The following is a 17953-nucleotide window of genomic DNA, read 5'->3' on the forward strand; positions in this document are numbered from 1 at the left end:
GACGCGCGTATAGTTGAGTAGAAATGGCTGATTACTACCCGCTGATCGCCCGCGCTATTGCCGCCCTGGACCCCAACGCTCCCGGCGAAAGCCGTCGCGCGCTCTATGAACGGGCGCGCACGGCCCTGATCGCCCAGCTGCGCAGCGTGCAGCCGCCGCTTTCCGAATCCGAGATCACGCGCGAACGGCTGTCGCTGGAAGAGGCCGTCCGCAAGGTCGAATCGGAGGCCGCCCAGCGTGCCCGCGAGGCCTCGCGCCCAGGTGGGGCAGGTGGGGCAGGTGGGGCGGGGCGCCCTGGCGGCAGTGGCGATGCCTTCCGCCGCGCCAGCACCCGTGCCACCGAGGGCAACCCGGCTGCGGCTCCGCCGCGCACGCGTCCGGCCCCGACGCCGCCGCGGGCCGACCGCCCGTCCTTCAACGTCGATGATCAGGGGGAGGCCCCGCGTCCGCCGCGCGCTCCCCGTTTCGACGCCCCGCGCCAGGGAGGACCCGCCGCCCCGCCGCCGACGCCGGAGCCGCCGGCCGGGCGCGATCGCCAAGGTGCGCGCCGTCCGCCCGACGCGGGACCGCCACCGCCGCTGCCGCCGTCGCCCGGCGTGCGCGGCTTCCGCGACATCACGGCCGATGCCAATGATCTCGGCGGCGCTGCCGCGCAGGCCAGCCGCGCCGCGCGGCGCACCTATGCCAACGTGCCCTCGCCCTCGCCGGAATTCGACCGGCTGGAGCCGAGCCTGGAAAACCGCGCCGGCGAGTCCGAGGCGCCCTATTCCTACGACGAATCGATCGAGGAGGCCGAGCGCTACGCGCCGCCGTCGCCGCGTCCGCGTATCGCGCCCGACCGCGACGCCAAGAAGCGCGCCCGCACCCGCTCGGGCTTTCCGTTCAAGAGCGCGATCGCCGTCGGCATCGTGCTGATTCTGGTCGGGGCCGGCATTCTCTGGGGCAAGCAGCTGGTGCAGACCGCCACCAATCTGTTCAAGCCGTCGGCGACGCAGGTGGTGGAGGCGCCAAAGGATGCCTCGCAGCCGCAGAGCAAGCCAAAGATTCCCGATCGCGTCGGCCAGCCCAGCGACCAGCCGGTCGCACCGGTGGCGCAGAGGGCCGTGCTCTATGACGCGGATCCGTCCGACCCGAAGGGCAAGCAGTATGTCGGCTCGGTGGTGTGGCGGCTCGAGCCGATCAAGGCCTCCGGCAACCAGAAGGCCGACGTTGCCGTGCGCGCCGACATCGAGATCCCCGACCGCAAGTTCAAGATGACGATGTCGTTCCGCCGCAACACCGACTCCTCGCTGCCGGCGAGCCACACCGCGGAGCTGACCTTCATCCTGCCGCAGGATTTTCCCGGCGGCAGCGTCTCCAACGTGCCGGGCATCCTGATGAAGTCGAACGAGCAGGCGCGCGGCACGCCTCTCGCTGGCCTCGCGGTCAAGGTCACCGACGGCTTCTTCCTGGTCGGCCTCTCCAACGTCGACGCCGACCGCAGCCGCAACGTGCAGCTCCTGAAGGAGCGCTCCTGGTTCGACGTGCCCTTGGTCTACGCCGACCAGCGCCGCGCCATCATCGCCATCGAGAAGGGCGCCCCCGGCGAGCGCGCCTTCAACGACGCCTTCGCCCAGTGGGGCGACTGAACTCTTCACCTCTCACTACGGGAGAGGTGAAGCGAGTCCTCTCGCGACGATCATTCAACCAAGGTTGAGCCGGCTACTGCGCCGCGGCTTCCCGCTTGCGCGCTGCTGCGGCGGCTGCGTGCTCGCGGTCCATCACGGCGCGGCAGCCGGGGCTGACATGGGCCTTGTTCCTGACCATGCAGGCGGTGATCCGCGGGATGTCGGGAATCTCGCTGGAGCACAGCCGCATGGCGTCAGCCGAGCACATCTGCTGGGCTTCCTGCGAGAAGGCGAGACTGGGTGATGTCTGGAGTGCGAAGGTGCTGGCGAGTGCGAACAGCGAAGCGATGGTCTGATAGCGTGTCATGAAGGATGGTCCCCGAGTTCCCCTGGGCTTGAGCCGCTTGGTTTTGGGGCGCCGCACGCGGCTTGATCTGCCGCACGTCACAGCCTTCACGCCGGGATCTTGATCCCGCATGTGGTCGCTCGATTACTTGATGTTCGAATCGAAAGTGCTACGCCGCCCGAGCGAAGTATGCGCCATTGTCACGGACCTGCAATGGTCAGCGCAAAGGAATTCGCAATTGTTGCGCGCGAGTCACGTCGCGCGCGATCAGATCTGTTCCGCATCGATCCCGCCGAGAGCGGCGGCGTGTTCCTCGATGGCGGTGACGCCCTTGGCCGTGAGCTCGAACAGATCGCCGTCCTTCATCACGTAGCCCTCGGCGATAAGCTGCCCCACCATGCCCTGCCGGTCGTCGGCAAACGCAACGGATTGGCTGATGTCCCGCAGGATCGAGAGTTGTTCGTCGCGCAACATGGCTTCACACTCCGTTCGCGGGGGATGGGGTTCGGTCCTCACATGCCGTGGCTCTGAAAGACCTTGCTGCAAGCGCGCGACAATTTGGATCGGTTGGCTTGCAGGCAGCTCTGCACCGCGCCGTCATTGCCGAGATCCTTGCGGCAGAAGCGCGAGGCGTCCCGCGAGCAGGCCTTCTGCTCCTGCGGCGTGCCCATATGGTCTTGCGCAAGAGCGGGCACGTCGGACAGGCCGCTCAAGGCTGCCAGCGCGATCGTCGCCAGGAGAAGTTTGCGGGCCATCGGCCCCTCCAATCCGCCAGGGAAAATTCTGGTCCTGTCTGAACTCGTCGTCCTGCCACTTGTTCCCCTAGGCCGCGCCCGCGCCCCGGCTGTTCAAGGTTCCCGCGGCGCTGTTATAACGCTGGCGAAGTGTGAGGGTTGTTGGATGAAACGCTATCTGGTGTTTGCCCTGGTTGGCCCGTTCGTCGGCGGGTTCCTGCTGCTGCTGACGACGACCTACCAGTCCGGCTATTGGGCCCAGACCAGTCTCGGCGAGGTCGGCAAGCTGTTCGTCGTGTTTTTCAAGACCCTGCAATACAGCTATCTGTTCGGCTTCCTGCCCTCACTGATGATCGGCGCGGTCGACGACATCCTGATCCACATTCGCCGGATCGGCCCGGGTTTGCGGATGCTCCTGGTCGGCCTGTTCGCCTTCGCTCTGGCCTCGCTCACCTACAGCTCGCGCGGACCGGATTCGGGCGCGGTGCAGTTCATCCTGTATGGCCTCGTCGGGTTCGTGCCGGCGGTGATGTCGTCCTGGCTCGTGCATCGCTATATCGAGGAGCCGCGAGCGGCGGCGGCGTCGACCTGATGCGCGGCGTCAGGTCGCGGCAGCAACCTCCGCCGCGCTGGCGCGTTCACCGAAAGCCATGATCATGTCCGAGGACGACATCCTTGCTCCGCGCAAATCCCGTACGGGCAGCAGCTCGCGCGCGACCTTTTCTCGCCATGAGGCGCGCGGGCCGATCATCGACCAGGAGGGCCACGAGATCAGGCCGGAAAGCCTGGAGCAGGGGTTTCGCGAGTTTCGCTTCGAGTTCGGGCAAGCGAGCCCGTTCGGCAATCTGACACGCGAGCAGCGGATCGCGCGTTTCGAGGCGATCGCAAAGCTGCTCGACGTCGCCTTCATCCTGCCCGGCACCAACATCCGCTACGGCATCGACGGGCTGATCGGACTGATCCCCGTCGTCGGCGACATCATCACCACCGCGATCTCGCTGTGGCTCGTGCGCGAGGCCCGCGCGCTGGGAGCGCCCTGGTACATCACCGCGCGCATGCTCGGCAATGTCGCGGTCGACGGCGTGGTCGGCCTAGTCCCGTTCGCGGGCGATGCCTTCGACGTGATGTTCCGAGCCAACATGCGCAACGTCCGTCTCTTGCGCCGCTGGCTGGAGAAGCAGCCGCGGATGTAGCGTCTCTCTAGTTCCTCTGCCTTGCTCTCGTGTCCCGGACGCACCGCAGCGCTCCTTCAGCGCTGCGCTGCGTCCGGGGCACGAGAGTCGTCGCCTCGCTTCCACAAGCGGGAGAGGGAGAACCCAAAACGCAAAAGGCGCGATGACCTCTCGGTCACCGCGCCTTTTGCGCACATCGAAGGTTTTTACGAAAAGCTTACGCCGCGTCGGCGTCAGTCTCCGCAGCCGGAGCCGGCTTGGGCCGACGGGGCAGCGGGAAGGCATCGCTCTCGTACAGCGAGCGAATGCCGTTCTGGTCGAAGCGCGCTTCCTCGACCTGGAGATAGGCGCCGTTCAGCGAGTCCGTCGGCAACTGCTCCATCGCGAACTGCACGGCCTCGGCCGCAGTGCCGAACCGCCGATAGGTGAAGCCTGCACGCTTCTTCTTGCGGATCGCGGCGGGGAAGAGTTCGGCGGAGGTGTTGAAGTTGAACGGACGCATTGGACGCATGGTCAAAGACCTCGTGATCTTCTCTGGGGCTTTAAGCGCGTGGGGTTTGGGGAGGGCAGGGGCCGCAATCGAGCGGGCCCGCCGCATGTCATTTTCGCCCACTAATATAAGCCGATTTGACAGAAATGCGACCCCCGCGATGCGAGATGATGAATCCACGCATGGCAGCTCCGCAGCCGGAATAAATCGAGTAATATCAATGTGTTAAATGGTTTAAATCTTGCCAAGAAGCAGTAGCACGATCAGCACCACGAGAACGACCCCGCCGATGCCCATGCCGGAATGGCCGAGGCCATAGCCGTAGCCGCCGAACCGGCCGGACAGGCCGCCGACCAGATAGATGATCACCAGGATGATCAGGATGGTCCCAAGCGTCATGGCATCCTCCCTGGCGGTCGCCGAGATGCGATGATCGGCCGCACCGCCAGAGGAGAAAAGCACATCACGCCGCGGGGTTCCACGGGGGAACCCGGCGCGCGCGGCGTTTATTTCGGCTCCAGCTTCAGCGCCGCCGAGTTGATGCAGTAGCGCAGACCGGTCGGCCCGGGGCCGTCGGGAAAGACATGGCCGAGATGACCGCTGCATTTGGAGCAGAGCACTTCGGTGCGGATCATGCCGTGACTCGTATCCCGTTCCTCGTCGATATGGCTCTCGACCGCGGGCTGGGTGAAGCTCGGCCAGCCACAACCGGAATCGAACTTGGCGTCGGATTCGAACAGCACATTGCCGCAGCCGGCGCAGACGTAGGTGCCGGCACGCTCTTCGTGCTCATATTCGCCGGAGAAGGGACGCTCGGTCGCCTTCTCGCGCAGCACGGCGTATTGCATCGGCGTCAATTCGCGCCGCCACTGCTCTTCGCTCTTGATGACCTTGTCGTCGGTGGTTTTCGTCTTGGTGTCGGGCATGGGTCTCCCGTTTTCTGGTGATCTCGCGATCAGTTGGTGGCCTTGCTGGCATTCACCAGCGTCGGCTTCTCAATGTAATTGTCCGCGAACAGCTTTTTCAGGTTCTCGACCTTCGGGATGTCGTTGTAGGCGATATAGGGCTGGTTCGGGTGCAGCGTCAGATAGTCCTGGTGGTAAGCCTCCGCCGGATAGAATGCCTCGAGCGCGCCGATCTTGGTCACGATCGGCTTGTTGAAGACCTTCGCACTGTTGAGCTGCGCGATATAGGCCTCCGCCACCTTCTTCTGCTCGTCGGAAGTGGTGAAGATCGCGGAGCGATATTGCGGGCCGACGTCAGGGCCCTGGCGATTGAGCTGGGTCGGGTCGTGCACCACCGAGAAGTAGATCTGGAGGATCTTGCCGTAGGAGATCTTCTTCGGGTCGTACTTGATCTCGACCGACTCGGCGTGGCCGGTGCGGCCGCTCGAGACCGTCTGGTAATCGGCGGTCGCCTTGGTGCCGCCGGCATAGCCGGAGACGGCGTTGACGACGCCTGCGGTGTGCTGGAAGACGCCTTGCACGCCCCAGAAGCAGCCGCCGGCGAGCACGGCGGTCTGGATGCCGCTCGCGGGCGCCGCGTCCACGGCGGGGGCGGGGATCACGACCGCATCCTCCGCGGCCCGGGACGGCATGGTGAAAGCCAGCGTCAGGGCGGTGGTTGCGGCGAGCAGGGAGGCGAGTACGGTTCGGCGCATGGCAATCCTCTTTCGGAAGGGCTGACAGTCTAGGGCGGTCGCGACCGGGCGAACAGTCTGCCCGGGGATGTTTTCGCATCATTCGAGATACGGGCACCGCCGGTGATTGTTACGGCGGGGTGGACACGAGGCCGTGAAGACCGGCGCCTGGACCAATCGCGCCCGCGCGCGAACGCTGATGAAGGATTTCGACGGTGCAATCGCGGATTTCGCCGAGGCCGAGAAGATCGATCCGTCCGCGCCGCAGATCGCCGGCAACCGCTGAGTCACCTACGGCATGATGCGTAAATTCGACCAGGCCCTCGCAGCGGTTCTAAACTACGATGCTCAGCCTTTTCGCCGCCCGCGTGATCCCCGTGTACAGCCACCGCGCCCTGGACTCCTGAAACGCAAAGCTCTCATCGAACAGCACGACGTCGTCCCATTGCGAGCCCTGCGATTTGTGCACGGTCAGCACGTAGCCGTAGTCGAACTCGTCGTAGGGCTTGCGCTGCTCCCAGGCGATCTGCTCGATGCCGCCCTCGAAGCAATCGGCGCGCACCGAGACTTTCGTCACCTTGTGGCCGAAATCCTCGTCCGGCGACAGCCGCATGGAGAGGATGCGCGACTTCGAGCGCGAGGTGTTGCGCGACTTGACGCGCCACAGGCCGCCGTTGAACAGGCCTTTCTTGCGGTTGTTGCGCAGGCACACCAGCTTGTCGCCCGCGACTGGAAACTGGTCCTCGATGTTCTGGCGCTGGCGGACCCTCATGTTGTAGGCGCGGCGGGTGTTGTTGCGGCCGACCAGGATCTGGTCGGCGCCCATGACGCGGTCGGGGTCGAGCTCCTTGCGCGAGACGACCTCGCTCTCGCCATAGCGGCCGATGTCGAGCTCGCGTCCCTCGCGCACGTCCATCGACATCCGCACGATCGGATCGTCCTGAGCCTGGCGGTGCACCTCGGTCAGCATCGCGTCGGGCTCCGAATTGGTGAAGAAGCCGCCGCCCTGGATCGGCGGCAGCTGCGCGGGATCGCCCAGCACCAGGAGGGGACAGTCGAACGACATCAGGTCGCGCCCCAGTTCGGCGTCGACCATCGAGCATTCGTCGATCACGATCAGCTTCGCCTTGGAGGCCGGCGCGTCGTCCCACAGCTCGAAGCTCGGCTGCTCCTCGCCGGATTCCCGGGCACGGTAGATCAGCGAGTGGATGGTTGAGGCGCCGTCGCAGCCCTTGTTGCGCATGACGAGCGCCGCCTTGCCGGTGAACGCGGCGAACTTCACCTCGCCATCGACGCCATCGGCGATGTGCCGCGCCAGCGTGGTCTTGCCGGTGCCGGCGAAGCCGAACAGGCGGAAGATCGGCGGCGTGCCGCCCCGGCCCGGCTTGGCCTTGAGCCAGTCGCCGACGGCCTTCAGAGCGGCATCCTGATGCGGGGTGAAAGTGGCCATGTCTGTCTTGATGAAGGGCGAAAGGCGGCGATTCGCAATCCTCAAAACTAACCATTCGTCCCGCCGGTTCAAGCGCAGGGCAGGCCGTTTCTCTGCGGTCCATCCTTCGGGACGCCCGCCTCTGGCGGGCCCTCCTGCGCGTCGTCCGGATGCATCAAGCACACGCCCTCGGGGAAAGCTCTGAACAGCTCGGCCACGCGGCGTCACGGTGCCGGAATGTCAGTGCTCCAGCACGCGGCGGCCCGACAGCCAACAGGGAGAGTGCTGCTATGCCAGGCTCGGAATCGTTCTCCCGCGCGGCGAAATTGCAACGCCGTGGACAGCGCCGCCTCGCCTATTAAGATGACCTCAACGACAAGAATGCGGGAGAGCGACGCCATGAAGTTCGGCATCTTCTACGAGCTGCAATTGCCACGGCCCTGGGTGGCCGGCGACGAGCTCGCCCTCTACCAGAACGCGCTGTCGCAGATGGAGCTCGCCGACAAGCTCGGTTACGACCATGCCTGGGTGGTCGAGCATCACTTCCTCGAGGAATATTCGCATTCGCCTTCGCCGGAATCCTTCCTCGCCGCGGCGAGCCAGCGCACGCAGAAGATCAGGCTCGGCCACGGCATTCTCCAGCTCACCACCAATCACCCGGCGCGCGTCGCCGAGCGCGTTGCGGTGCTGGATCTGCTCAGCAACGGCCGCTGCGAGTTCGGCATGGGCGAGAGCGCATCCATTACCGAGCTCGAGCCGTTCGGCCGCGACATGGAGACCAAGAAGGAGGTGTTCGAGGAGGCGGTCGCCGCGATCTTTCCGATGTTCAAGGATGCCGGCAGCGAGCATCACGGCAAGTATTTCGACATTCCGTTGCGTAACGTCGTGCCGAAGCCGGTGCAGAAGCCGCACCCGCCGCTCTGGATGGCCTGCTCGCAGCTGCCGACCATCGAGCGCGCCGGCCGCCACGGCTTCGGCGCGCTCGGCTTCCAGTTCGTCAGCGCCGATGCCGCGCATGCCTGGGTGCACGCCTATTACAACGCGATGACCAAGCGGCTGCACAAGCTCGCCGACTACGAGATCAATCCGAACATGGCGCTGGTCTCGTTCTTCATGTGCGCCAAGACGGACGAGGAGGCGCGCGCCCGCGCCGACGGTGCCACCTTCTTCCAGTTCGCACTGCGCTTCTACGGCGCCGCGCAGAACCGCAAGCGTCCCGCGCCCTACACCGTCAACATGTGGGACGAGTACAACAAGTGGAAGCGCGACAACCCCGAGGCGCAGGAGGCGGCGCTGCGCGGCGGCCTGATCGGCTCGCCGGAGACCATCCGCAGGAAGCTGAAGCGCTTCCAGTCTTCGCATATCGACCAGGTGATCCTGCTCAACCAGGCCGGCAAGAACAAGCACGAGCACATCTGCGAATCGCTCGAGCTGTTCGGCCGCGAGGTGATGCCCGAGTTCCAGAACGATCCGGCGCAAGCGGCCTGGAAGCAAGGCGTGTTGAGCGGCGAGATCAAGCTGGAAGAGATCGACACCCGGGCTTTTACGGATCGCTACGGCAAGCTCGCGATCAATGTCGCCCCGGTGAACGCCGCGGCGGGCTAGGCTGTCCGTTAAGTCATGTTGCTGACGCAATCTCTGTCTTAGTCGGTGACAACTTAAAACACTGCGTGGGAACCGCCCTGGTTCGCACACCGGTTCCATAGCCAAGGGGTTGGCGCGAATCCGCAAAACATCGGCGCAAGCATCATGAACGCATTCGCGTTCGCTTGCCCGCGTTTTGCGGGGCCGGGAACCGGACGACGAAAAATCACAGGAGTTATGATGACGTTCCGCTCGAGCGCCGCACTTTGCGGCGCCCTGGTTGCGCTTGCCGTGTCTGTTACCGTTGCTAGATGTGAAACGCGTGGGGTCCACTCAAACGCCGTCGCCGATGCCGCCTCCAGGGATGCGGTCGTCGGCGCTGCATCCATGTACAATCCATTCAAGCCGGGCAAGGAGGAGGGCGGACCGCGCACAGCCTCCGGCGAGCGTTATGATCCCTCTGCCTGGACGGCTGCGATCAAGACGAGCCTGCGAAAGAAATTTGGTGGGGTCCAATTTGGCGCGAGGCCGAAATATGCCCTCGTCGAGGCCGCAGGCAAGAAGGTCATCGTCAAGATCAATGACGTGGGTCCACTCAGGCCCGGCCGCATCATCGACTTCAACGAGCGCACGATGCGCCATTTCGATCCGAGCCTTGAGCGCGGAGTCATCAAGGACGTGAGAGTCAGCCCGCTCTCAGGGGGCGATTGGCCTTTGGGGCCGGTGGGCTGAACGTCGCACGCGGTCGAATGACAAGCCGAACTCGTCGCTTGAACTGCTCAGATGACGATCGGGGGGCTGAAAGGTCTCTGCCTTCCGCCGAAATCACCTTGCTGCTATCCTCCCGCAAAACAAGATCTTGCGGAGGAAACGATGCAATCTCAGGCGATGCCCGCAAATCCGGTACCTGGCGATGTCACGTCCGCGGTGCTCGCCATCGGCCGCCCCGATTTCCCAAAAGTCCTGATCGACACGCTGCGCCGGCAGGCAGAGGTCGGTCACTGCATGGTGTTCGCGCTGAGCCGGGCCGGTGCCGCGCGCTGCCTGCTCGATGCCGGCAACATCCCGATCGGTGGCGATCTCGGGGCGGCCTATGCCGGCCAGTTCCACGAATCCGATCCCAACCGCGATGCATTGTTCGAAGCCGAGGGCAGCGCGCCGATCGTGCTGCCTCAGTTCGCGCCGCGCATGTACGGCGCGCGTTACCGCAAGATCTTCTTCCAGGATTCCGGCATCGTCGACAAATGCGCGACCGCGATCTGGACCGGCGACACCTGCTTCTACGTCAATTTCTACCGCATCGCCGCGCAGGGACGTTTCAGTGCCGCGCAGCGTGAGCGGCTTGAGGCCATCGCGCCGGCGATCGCGGCAAGCGTCGCCCGCCATTTTCAGGAGGCGGCAACGCCGGATCAGTCTCTCGCCGCACTGTTTGCGACCCGCCCGCCGCTCTCCGCTCTCACGCCGCGCGAGCAGGACGTCTGCCGCCGCATCCTGGCAGGCTTCAGCTCCGAGGCGATCTCGCAAGCGCTCCGTATCAGCCTGCATTCGACGCTGACCTACCGCAAGCGCGCCTATGAGCGGCTCGGTATCTCCTCGCAGAACGAGCTGTTCGCAATCGTGCTGCGGCTGCTCTCGGCGCCTCACGGCCTCAACTGAGTTGCCGAACTAGTTCGGCGTTAACCATCTCTGACGGTTCCGGCTTGGGCGATATCGCTTCGAAGTTTCTTAAATTTTGCTGGGTACCTCTTCCAGGCATGGTGACCTGGGGAAAGACATGAGCAAGCGGGCCAAACGCAGAAAGGCAGAGGCCCTCGCAATACCCATGGCCGCGAGAGTCGCAATCGGCGCCGTGGCTGTCGCCGCATTGGGGTACGGTCTGCTGTATCGCCCGGCGAGCGTGCAACCGGTCCGCAAGCCGTCCGCACAGGAAGCCAAGGCATCGTCAACTCCGGTTTACGTGGCACCTCCAGTTCATGCATCCGTGCCGGCTCCGGCACCGATTCCGGCCGCGGCGCCGCTGGTCGAACCACCAAAAGCCGACGCTGACGTTCCCGGAGCATTGGTTCGGCAGGTGGTCGACTACGCCAGTCACCAGGCGCCGGGCACCGTGATCATCGATACCGGAAACACGTTCCTCTATTTCGTCCTGAACGACAGGCAGGCAATGCGCTATGGCATCGGCGTCGGCCGCGAAGGTTTCACATGGTCCGGTGAGCAGACCGTGGCCCGTAAAGCCGAATGGCCGGATTGGCATCCGCCTGCGGAGATGGTCTCGCGTCAGCCTTATCTGCCGCGGTTCATGGCAGGCGGTCCCGGCAACCCGCTCGGCGCGCGCGCGATGTATCTGGGCGAGACCGAATATAGAATTCATGGCACCAACAAGCCCGATACGATCGGCAAGCGGGTTTCGTCCGGCTGTATCCGGTTGACCAACGAGGACGTCGTGGATCTCTATGAGCGGGTGAAGGTCGGAGCGAAAGTGATCGTGCTTCCGGCAAATGCTGCCCGCAGGCCGTCCCAGGGAGCGCCGGCCGACGCCGCCTCCCGATCGCCCGACCCGGCGTCGTCCAACCGGACCTCGGCAGCCAACGCGCAGATGCTGTCACCTGACCCGAAGATCGCCGAGGCCCGGTAACTCGGTCCTCCGTCTACGCGTAGGAAAGCGAAGGCAATCGCGACCGTAGCGAGCACGTCGACACGTACAGCGCTCGCGAAACGGTAAGCCGCGACTGGCGGGCTCACCCTGATCGCCTGGAATCGTTGGAGCTTCAACGCAGGCCCGGCAACGCGTCCCGGTGTGCGGCGTGGCTCACGATTGACGACAGCGGGAAGCCGAATGTCAGGCCGGCGCGAATTTCGTTCACTGGATGATGGTTCGTCAGTGCGTGACGGACGGCGATGTCGAAACTGAGATTGTCGCGAACCCGGTAGATCAAGCCGACCAGTCCCGATAGCGTCTCCGCCTTTCCGAACTCGTTTTCGTAGAAGACCTCGGCGACGGGCCGGACCGTCCAGGTCGACGGACCTTCGAGGATCGCACCGACGAAGACGTCGGCATGATGGTTTCGGGTCAGCACCGTCTCGACGTTCAAATGGATCGTTCCCCAGTCCCAGCGTTGCGAGACGATGCCGGCCAGGCTGGCACCGACGCCCGAATTGCCGGTGCTGTCGGGAAGCAGGACACCGAACTCCGTCGCAATGCTCGGCCCCGTCTTGTCCTGGAGGCTGCCGGGAACCACGACGTGCTTCAGGAATGCGCCCGCAGCCGTGAGGTTCGTTGCTCCAGGCGGCGAGAGCGGCGTCTGGCCGATCCCTTCGAGCACGGCCTCCCAATCCGCGGTCAGTCCATAGTTGATGACCGTGCCCGGCGCGATCAGGCTCGCCCCGCTCTCATCGCGCAGGCGTCCGGCAGGCTGCAGCTCGATTTCGACTTCGCCCTTCGCCGCGACCGCGGCATCGGTGCCGTCGAATGGACGATAGGCCAGCACGGGCCGGGACCATGCCACGAAGCACAACGCCGCGATGCAGCCCTTCACAAGCTCTTGCGGAATGCTCGCACAATGACGACGTCGCTTGGACATGGCGACCTCCCACCCGCATACGTCAAGGTCTTGGTCTCAATATCCATATCGCCGCTGGCCCGGCGAGGCTCTCTCGGACGGCCACGATCAGCCGATCCATCTCCGGAACGAACAGCGACGTCCGCGCTCCGGCGACGGTCGGAACGCGAGCTATTTGTCGATACGCGGCGCCATTTGCCTCGAGGACGTCGACAAAGCCCTGGCCGCAACTGACATAGATGCGCTTGCGCCTGGCATCGACAAAGAGATCGTCAACGTCCCTGCATGTCTCGACGGTCGCGACGGACTTGCCGCCGCTCAACTCGAGGACTCCGAGTTCGGGCGGTTCGCGGAACGCGATAAGAAGCGCATTTCGCTCGCGGTCGATCGCCATCGCATAGTTTCCGCTCTTCTCCACGGGCCAGTTGGCGAGCTGCCTGCCGGATTTTCCATCCACCACGGCCACGGCGTGAGCGCCGGGAAGGTTGATGAAAATTCGATTCGTGTCGGGATCGAGCTGAAAGCTCTCGGGGTGAGCCTTTAGCGGCGAGCTCCGGACCTTGCTGCGGGTCACCGGATCGATGTAGCCCAAAGAGCCCTTGCCGTAGCCGACAATCACGACCCGCGCGGCGACGTCGATGCGGATGTTGTCGGCATCTCTTCCGAGTTCGATTTGCCCCGCCGCCCTGTAGTCGTTGCCGTCAAACAGCTTGACCGTACCGTCCTTGGCGTTGGCAACGAAGACAGTGTCGGTCGTTGGCTCATAGCCGACGCCTTGCGGCTCCTTCAATCCGGAGATCGTGTGAATCACGCTGCGATTGGCGAGATCGACGATACCGACGCTGTCGTTGCCAAGCTCAGCTATGAACAGACGTTGACGCTTCAGATCGACCGCCATGTGATCGATCCGGCCCCGCACGTGGCCGAGCAATATTTTGGCTTCCAACTGCAAGGGCCCGCCGTCTTGCGATTCAGCGCCTGCCGGAACGCCGGCGAGCAAGACGCTGGCCAATGTCGCGACCAGTATCTTGAGCGATACGGAGGCGATGCCTTTGATCCTGAGACGAGCTTGCGTGACCCACACCGTGCGGCCGCGTCCGTTGTCCTCGGTGGCGATGTCGCTGCATCGGTGCCACGCCGCTCCTTCGCTCAGCGCCGGTGCAGCTGCCGTGCCGACCAATCGAGACGGTTTGTCGGGCGAAATGGAGGTGTATGCTGAAGACATGCGGCGCCCTCGGTGACTAAGGACGCGATACTTGGGCATGTCGCCTCGCGGGGAGATCGCAGATCCCCGAGCCCGGAATAGAACCCCTGATGAGGAGGCTGTCAACCCGCTCGAGCTCGACAGATCGCGCCGGAAACGTCACCAAGATTTCCCTGGTTCCAACCGCTCCTGCGATGCGACCCGAGTTGCGGTCCAGCACTCGAAATCCCGACCCGTCGTCTTGAAAGATCCAGACGTTCTCCCGTAGAGTGTTCCCAAGGGGGAAAGCAGACCCCCCTAGAGACTTCGGTCCAAGCTCTGCGCAGCACGCACCACGTGGAGCTCGCGCATGGACACCGAACATCGTTCCCCTCTCCGACATTCCGTAGCCATTCTCTCGCGGGGCGATGCTTCCGCCCGACGGGACGCGACCGCGCAGAACAGCCGCTTCGTGCAGGTCTTCGACGCGCTCGCTGCCTTCGGCATCGATGCGCGCCCTGTGATCTACGATGAAAGTTTCGCCGAGGAGGTCCGCGAACAGCTGCTCGCGGTCGACGGCGTGCTCGTCTGGGTCAACCCAATCCAGGACGGCCGAACCCGCGCCGGTCTTGACGCCTTGCTGCGCGACGTCGCCGCGCGCGGCGTGTGGGTCAGCGCTCATCCGGACGTCATCCTCAAGATGGGCACCAAGGAGGTGCTCTATCGTACCCGCTCGATGGGCTGGGGAAGCGACACGGCGCTGTATCAAACCGTCGAGGCGATGCGCGACGAACTGCCTGAGCGGCTCGTCACCGGTCCACGTGTGATCAAGCGCAGCCGGGGCAATGGCGGCCAGGGCGTTTGGAAGGTCGAGAAGCTGCCGACTTCTGCCATGCTGAGGGTGCTGGACGCGACCAAGGACGCATCCGAGGAATTGACGCTTGACGAGTTTCTCCGCCGCTGCGCCGAGTACTTCGAAAACGGCAGCGTGGTCGATCAACCATACCTGCCTCGCTTGGGCGAAGGTGTCGTGCGCTGCTATATGGCAGGCGATCGCTGCGCCGGTTTCGGCCACCACAAAGTCAAAGCCCTGGTCGACTCGCCCGCCGCGCGTTCAGAGGCTGGACCGCGGCTGTACACATCCAACGCAGACCCGCGCTTCCAGCGGTTGCGTCGGTTGATGGAAGACGAGTGGACGCCGCAGCTCACCTCGTCGCTCGATGTTGCGCGAGGTGACCTGCCCATGATCTGGGACGCCGACTTCATGCTTGGCCCGGTGCAGAGGGACGGGAGCGACAGCTACGTGCTGGGCGAGATCAACGTCAGCTCCGTGTATCCTTACCCGGACGAGGCGCCGGCGGAGATCGCCAGGGGGGTTGCCGACCGGCTGCGGGACAAGCTTTGACACATGCTGACGGTCGACGCGCTCAAGCGCTTGCACATCTGCGTCTCATTCGACTTGCATGACGGGGAATGCATCGCCCTGCAAGGACCGTCCGGCGCCGGGAAGACTCTGCTGCTTCGCTCCATCGCAGATCTCGATCCAAACGAAGGAACAGTCAAACTGGACGGAACGCTGAAGGAGGCCATGCCCGCCCCCGTCTGGCGGAAACGAGTGACCTACCTCGCTGCGGAGCCAGGCTGGTGGTCGGATACGGTGCAAGGGCACTTCAACGACTGGAATGATGCATTGCCGCTGGTCGAACGATTGGGATTGCCGCCCGGTTGCGGATCTTGGTCGATCCAGCGACTTTCCACCGGAGAGAAACAGCGGCTGGCACTTGCGCGGGCCCTGATGCTGCGATCGCGGGTTCTTCTCCTGGACGAGCCGACTTCGGCACTCGACGCGGCCTCGACCGCGATCGTGGAATCCTTGATCGCTGAACGTATTTCGAATGGAACGAGCGTCATTTGGAGCACGCACGACAACGCCCAAGCCCGTCGCGTCGGGTCCAGGGTCCTGGTGATGAGTGCCGTCGGCGTGCTCGGGGAAGATCGGTCGTGACTTACATTCAATTGGCCTACGGTGATTTGATCGTGCCCGCGCTCCTCGTCGTCATGGACGGCGCCCTCTCGATTGTTTTGCGCCTCAAGCTTGAAAGACAACTGGCCATCGCAGCCCTGCGGATGGTGCTCCAGCTCGTCCTCGTTGGTTACGTACTGACGTTCCTGTTTGCCGCGGTTTCGCCGCTTTGGACTGCCCTCACGGCCTTCATCATGGTTCTCTTCGCCTCACGGGAAATCGTCGCGAGGCAGAAGCGGCGCCTGCCAGGCATTTTGAGCTACGGCCTGGGCGCGGGATGCACACTGCTCGCAGCCGGTACGGTTACGATCTTTGCGCTGTTGACGGAGCTGCGGCCGGATCCCTGGTATCATCCGCGCTATGCGCTACCCCTGTTGGGAATGATCCTTGGCAACACCATGACCGGGATAAGCTTGGGCTTGGATGTGCTGACAAATGGCTTGGTGCGTGAGAGAGCCGCGGTAGAAGCCTGTCTTGCGCTGGGGGGCACCCGGTACCAGGCCGTGCTGCCAGTCATACGGGACGCCCTAAGAAGCGGTTTCATGCCAATCATTAACAGCATGGCGGCGATCGGCCTTGTTTCCTTGCCGGGGATGATGACTGGCCAGATCCTTGCGGGCGTCGAACCGGTCGATGCAGCAAAATATCAACTGCTGATCATGTTCCTGATCGCCGGTGGGACCGGGCTGGGAACGCTGGCCGCCGTCTTGGGGGGCGCACATCTGCTGACCGACCATCGACATCGATTACGTCTCGAACGAATTGCGGCCGAAAGCTCAGTTTAATTGTTTCTCCTTTGGTTGCGATCGATGCAGGCTCGTCCCGAAGCCGCCCGTCCCAATCGCTGGGGACAGACGGCGGCCCCCTAAGGCGCTAGCCTCGGCATTGAGGAGACAACAAGGGAGCGAAGCTTGAGCACGGCGCCGCGCATCGAGATCGACCCCGCCGCATTCTGGGCAGATCCCTATCCGATGCTCGCCAGGATGCGGAAGGAGGCGCCGATCGCGTTCGTGCCGCAGCTCGGCTCGACGCTGCTGACGAGCCGCGACGACATCTCGATCTCCGAGAAGCAGATCGACGTGTTCTCCTCGCACCAGCCGGCCGGTCTGATGAACCGGCTGATGGGCCACAACATGATGCGCAAGGACGGCGAGGCGCACCAGGTCGAGCGCCGTGCGATGTTTCCGACGGTGTCGCCGAAGACGGTGAAGGCGCACTGGACTGCGCAGTTCCAGGCCCATGCAGATCGCATCCTCGACGCCATCGTGCCGGGGCGGATCGATTTCATGCGCGACTTCGCGCTGCCGTTTTCCGGCGAATGCCTGAAGTCGATCACCGGCCTCACCAATATCGGCTTTGAGGACATGGATGCGTGGTCGCAGGGCATGATCGAGGGCATCGCCAATTACGCCGGCGATCCCGCGGTCGAGGCACGCTGTCACGCCGCGACAGCGGGCATCGATGCCGCGATCGACGACATCCTGCCGGTAATGCGCAAGCATCCCGACCAGAGCATTTTGGGCGTGCTGCTCGCCTCGGGCATGCCGATGGAGAGCGTGCGCGCCAATGTCAAGCTCGCGATATCGGGCGGCCAGAACGAGCCGCGCAAGGCGATCGCCGGCACGGTATGGGCGCTGCTCACCCATCCCGAGCAGCTCGATCTGGTCCTGCGCAGTGAAGTGTCCTGGCTGCAGGCCTTCGAGGAATATGCCCGCTGGATCTCGCCGATCGGCATGTCGCCCCGTCGCATTGCCAAGCCCTGGACCATTCGCGATGTGTCGTTCGAGCTCGACGAGCGCGTGTTCCTGATGTTCGGCTCCGCCAACCGCGACGAGAAGCATTTTGACCGCGCCGATCAGTTCGACGTGCGTCGCGACACCACCAAGAGCGTCGCCTTCGGCGCCGGCCCGCATTTCTGCGCCGGCGCCTTCGCCTCGCGCGCGATGATCGCCGACGTCGCGCTGCCGACATTGTTCGCGCGTGCAAAGCGCATCGAGATTGCCGACGACGAGCCGGTGCGAATCGGCGGCTGGGCGTTCAGGGGGCTGCAGAATCTGCCGGTGATGTGGTTGCATTAGGCCGGTGGTGCTTGTGGCACGTGACCCGTCACACGTTCGGTGTCATCGCCCGGCTTGACCGGCGATCCAGTACTCCGAGGCAGTCGTGGCTGAATCGATGGGCCGCGG

The 17953-nt window shown here is 64.3% G+C and carries 21 protein-coding genes and 1 pseudogene; 12 read left to right on the forward strand and 10 right to left on the reverse strand.

All coding sequences use genetic code 11. The features are described from left to right. Positions 1-23: 23 nt before the first annotated feature. Positions 24-1628: a hypothetical protein gene (locus EAV90_RS21585; RefSeq protein ID WP_129144627.1), complete on the forward strand. Its 1605-nt coding sequence runs from the start codon at positions 24-26 to the stop codon at positions 1626-1628. Positions 1629-1701: 73 nt separating this feature from the next. Here EAV90_RS21585 and EAV90_RS21590 read toward each other — a convergent pair whose 3' ends face one another. The 3 genes from EAV90_RS21590 to EAV90_RS21600 all read right to left on the reverse strand — a co-directional run bounded on the left by EAV90_RS21590 (position 1702) and on the right by EAV90_RS21600 (position 2708). Next, positions 1702-1974: a hypothetical protein gene (locus EAV90_RS21590; protein ID WP_312016176.1), complete on the reverse strand. Its 273-nt coding sequence runs from the start codon at positions 1972-1974 to the stop codon at positions 1702-1704. A 246-nt stretch (positions 1975-2220) separates the two neighbouring features. Continuing rightward, positions 2221-2427: a hypothetical protein gene (locus tag EAV90_RS21595; RefSeq protein WP_162500441.1), complete on the reverse strand. Its 207-nt coding sequence runs from the start codon at positions 2425-2427 to the stop codon at positions 2221-2223. Between the two features lie 38 nt (positions 2428-2465). Beyond that, the gene (locus EAV90_RS21600) at positions 2466-2708 is read right to left on the reverse strand and encodes a cysteine rich repeat-containing protein (protein WP_162500440.1); all 243 of its coding nucleotides are present in this window, start codon (positions 2706-2708) and stop codon (positions 2466-2468) included. A gap of 145 nt (positions 2709-2853) precedes the next feature. Here EAV90_RS21600 and EAV90_RS21605 point away from each other — a divergent pair, with 145 nt between their 5' ends. Next, the gene (locus tag EAV90_RS21605) at positions 2854-3279 is read left to right on the forward strand and encodes a DUF5413 family protein (protein WP_122405563.1); all 426 of its coding nucleotides are present in this window, start codon (positions 2854-2856) and stop codon (positions 3277-3279) included. Positions 3280-3337: 58 nt separating this feature from the next. Continuing rightward, positions 3338-3880, forward strand: coding sequence for a DUF4112 domain-containing protein (locus EAV90_RS21610; protein WP_129144628.1), 543 nt, complete (start codon positions 3338-3340; stop codon positions 3878-3880). A 196-nt stretch (positions 3881-4076) separates the two neighbouring features. Here EAV90_RS21610 and EAV90_RS21615 read toward each other — a convergent pair whose 3' ends face one another. From EAV90_RS21615 to msrA, 4 genes are all read right to left on the reverse strand, one after another. Continuing rightward, entirely contained in the window at positions 4077-4370 is a 294-nt protein-coding gene (locus EAV90_RS21615) for a hypothetical protein (RefSeq protein ID WP_174221610.1), read from the reverse strand. A gap of 213 nt (positions 4371-4583) precedes the next feature. After that, entirely contained in the window at positions 4584-4748 is a 165-nt protein-coding gene (locus tag EAV90_RS21620; protein ID WP_162500439.1) for a DUF3309 family protein, read from the reverse strand. Between the two features lie 107 nt (positions 4749-4855). Then, a complete protein-coding gene (msrB, locus tag EAV90_RS21625; protein WP_122405559.1) occupies positions 4856-5275 on the reverse strand; it encodes a peptide-methionine (R)-S-oxide reductase MsrB in 420 nt (139 codons plus the stop codon). Positions 5276-5304: 29 nt separating this feature from the next. Then, a complete protein-coding gene (msrA, locus tag EAV90_RS21630) occupies positions 5305-6009 on the reverse strand; it encodes a peptide-methionine (S)-S-oxide reductase MsrA (RefSeq protein WP_129144629.1) in 705 nt (234 codons plus the stop codon). 148 nt (positions 6010-6157) lie between these two features. Here msrA and EAV90_RS40180 point away from each other — a divergent pair. Continuing rightward, a pseudogene (locus EAV90_RS40180) lies at positions 6158-6271 on the forward strand (tetratricopeptide repeat protein); the annotation flags it as partial. Positions 6272-6322: 51 nt separating this feature from the next. Here the strand turns inward: EAV90_RS40180 and EAV90_RS21635 are convergent. Continuing rightward, positions 6323-7438 (reverse strand): ATP-dependent DNA helicase, encoded by a 1116-nt coding sequence (locus EAV90_RS21635; protein WP_162500438.1) that lies wholly within the window; start codon positions 7436-7438, stop codon positions 6323-6325. A gap of 378 nt (positions 7439-7816) precedes the next feature. On the opposite strand from EAV90_RS21635, the gene EAV90_RS21640 reads away from it, so the two are divergent. The 4 genes from EAV90_RS21640 (at position 7817) to EAV90_RS21655 (ending at position 11636) form a co-directional block, all read left to right on the forward strand. After that, positions 7817-9022, forward strand: a complete 1206-nt coding sequence (locus tag EAV90_RS21640) for an LLM class flavin-dependent oxidoreductase (RefSeq protein WP_164937047.1) — start codon at positions 7817-7819, stop codon at positions 9020-9022. Positions 9023-9238: 216 nt separating this feature from the next. Further along, a complete protein-coding gene (locus EAV90_RS21645; protein ID WP_174221650.1) occupies positions 9239-9733 on the forward strand; it encodes a septal ring lytic transglycosylase RlpA family protein in 495 nt (164 codons plus the stop codon). Positions 9734-9874: 141 nt separating this feature from the next. Further along, positions 9875-10657 carry a helix-turn-helix transcriptional regulator gene (locus EAV90_RS21650; RefSeq protein ID WP_129144631.1) on the forward strand — a complete coding sequence of 261 codons (783 nt, stop codon included), beginning with the start codon at positions 9875-9877 and terminating at the stop codon, positions 10655-10657. Between the two features lie 118 nt (positions 10658-10775). Then, positions 10776-11636, forward strand: coding sequence for a L,D-transpeptidase (locus tag EAV90_RS21655; protein WP_164937048.1), 861 nt, complete (start codon positions 10776-10778; stop codon positions 11634-11636). A 133-nt stretch (positions 11637-11769) separates the two neighbouring features. On the opposite strand, the gene EAV90_RS21660 is transcribed toward EAV90_RS21655, so the two are convergent. Then, positions 11770-12582, reverse strand: coding sequence for a hypothetical protein (locus tag EAV90_RS21660; RefSeq protein WP_245509576.1), 813 nt, complete (start codon positions 12580-12582; stop codon positions 11770-11772). 22 nt (positions 12583-12604) lie between these two features. Further along, the gene (locus EAV90_RS39595) at positions 12605-13786 is read right to left on the reverse strand and encodes a YncE family protein (protein WP_164937049.1); all 1182 of its coding nucleotides are present in this window, start codon (positions 13784-13786) and stop codon (positions 12605-12607) included. Positions 13787-14114: 328 nt separating this feature from the next. On the opposite strand from EAV90_RS39595, the gene EAV90_RS21670 reads away from it, so the two are divergent. The 4 genes from EAV90_RS21670 (at position 14115) to EAV90_RS21685 (ending at position 17845) form a co-directional block, all read left to right on the forward strand. Next, positions 14115-15149, forward strand: coding sequence for a Cj0069 family protein (locus EAV90_RS21670; RefSeq protein ID WP_129144633.1), 1035 nt, complete (start codon positions 14115-14117; stop codon positions 15147-15149). Positions 15150-15152: 3 nt separating this feature from the next. Further along, the gene (locus EAV90_RS21675; RefSeq protein ID WP_129144634.1) at positions 15153-15749 is read left to right on the forward strand and encodes an ABC transporter ATP-binding protein; all 597 of its coding nucleotides are present in this window, start codon (positions 15153-15155) and stop codon (positions 15747-15749) included. Next, positions 15746-16552, forward strand: a complete 807-nt coding sequence (locus EAV90_RS21680) for an ABC transporter permease (RefSeq protein ID WP_122405552.1) — start codon at positions 15746-15748, stop codon at positions 16550-16552. The genes EAV90_RS21675 and EAV90_RS21680 overlap by 4 nt, the downstream gene beginning before the upstream one ends. Before the next feature lie 126 nt (positions 16553-16678). Then, entirely contained in the window at positions 16679-17845 is a 1167-nt protein-coding gene (locus EAV90_RS21685; RefSeq protein WP_122405551.1) for a cytochrome P450, read from the forward strand. Positions 17846-17953: the final 108 nt, after the last annotated feature.

The organism is Bradyrhizobium vignae, assembly GCF_004114425.1.
Lineage (GTDB): Bacteria > Pseudomonadota > Alphaproteobacteria > Rhizobiales > Xanthobacteraceae > Bradyrhizobium > Bradyrhizobium vignae.

Bases quoted from the DNA above. Each gene is read 5' to 3' on its own strand.
- msrB (WP_122405559.1), bottom strand. From the start codon at position 5,275: ATGCCCGACACCAAGACGAAAACCACCGACGACAAGGTCATCAAGAGC.
- EAV90_RS21650 (WP_129144631.1), top strand. From the start codon at position 9,875: ATGCAATCTCAGGCGATGCCCGCAAATCCGGTACCTGGCGATGTCACG.
- EAV90_RS21615 (WP_174221610.1), bottom strand. From the start codon at position 4,370: ATGCGTCCAATGCGTCCGTTCAACTTCAACACCTCCGCCGAACTCTTC.
- EAV90_RS21595 (WP_162500441.1), bottom strand. From the start codon at position 2,427: ATGTTGCGCGACGAACAACTCTCGATCCTGCGGGACATCAGCCAATCC.
- EAV90_RS21645 (WP_174221650.1), top strand. From the start codon at position 9,239: ATGATGACGTTCCGCTCGAGCGCCGCACTTTGCGGCGCCCTGGTTGCG.
- EAV90_RS21660 (WP_245509576.1), bottom strand. From the start codon at position 12,582: ATGTCCAAGCGACGTCGTCATTGTGCGAGCATTCCGCAAGAGCTTGTG.
- EAV90_RS21670 (WP_129144633.1), top strand. From the start codon at position 14,115: ATGGACACCGAACATCGTTCCCCTCTCCGACATTCCGTAGCCATTCTC.
- EAV90_RS21655 (WP_164937048.1), top strand. From the start codon at position 10,776: ATGAGCAAGCGGGCCAAACGCAGAAAGGCAGAGGCCCTCGCAATACCC.
- EAV90_RS21675 (WP_129144634.1), top strand. From the start codon at position 15,153: ATGCTGACGGTCGACGCGCTCAAGCGCTTGCACATCTGCGTCTCATTC.
- EAV90_RS21590 (WP_312016176.1), bottom strand. From the start codon at position 1,974: ATGACACGCTATCAGACCATCGCTTCGCTGTTCGCACTCGCCAGCACC.
- EAV90_RS21600 (WP_162500440.1), bottom strand. From the start codon at position 2,708: ATGGCCCGCAAACTTCTCCTGGCGACGATCGCGCTGGCAGCCTTGAGC.
- EAV90_RS21620 (WP_162500439.1), bottom strand. From the start codon at position 4,748: ATGACGCTTGGGACCATCCTGATCATCCTGGTGATCATCTATCTGGTC.
- EAV90_RS39595 (WP_164937049.1), bottom strand. From the start codon at position 13,786: ATGTCTTCAGCATACACCTCCATTTCGCCCGACAAACCGTCTCGATTG.
- EAV90_RS21610 (WP_129144628.1), top strand. From the start codon at position 3,338: ATGATCATGTCCGAGGACGACATCCTTGCTCCGCGCAAATCCCGTACG.
- msrA (WP_129144629.1), bottom strand. From the start codon at position 6,009: ATGCGCCGAACCGTACTCGCCTCCCTGCTCGCCGCAACCACCGCCCTG.
- EAV90_RS21640 (WP_164937047.1), top strand. From the start codon at position 7,817: ATGAAGTTCGGCATCTTCTACGAGCTGCAATTGCCACGGCCCTGGGTG.
- EAV90_RS21605 (WP_122405563.1), top strand. From the start codon at position 2,854: ATGAAACGCTATCTGGTGTTTGCCCTGGTTGGCCCGTTCGTCGGCGGG.
- EAV90_RS21585 (WP_129144627.1), top strand. From the start codon at position 24: ATGGCTGATTACTACCCGCTGATCGCCCGCGCTATTGCCGCCCTGGAC.
- EAV90_RS21635 (WP_162500438.1), bottom strand. From the start codon at position 7,438: ATGGCCACTTTCACCCCGCATCAGGATGCCGCTCTGAAGGCCGTCGGC.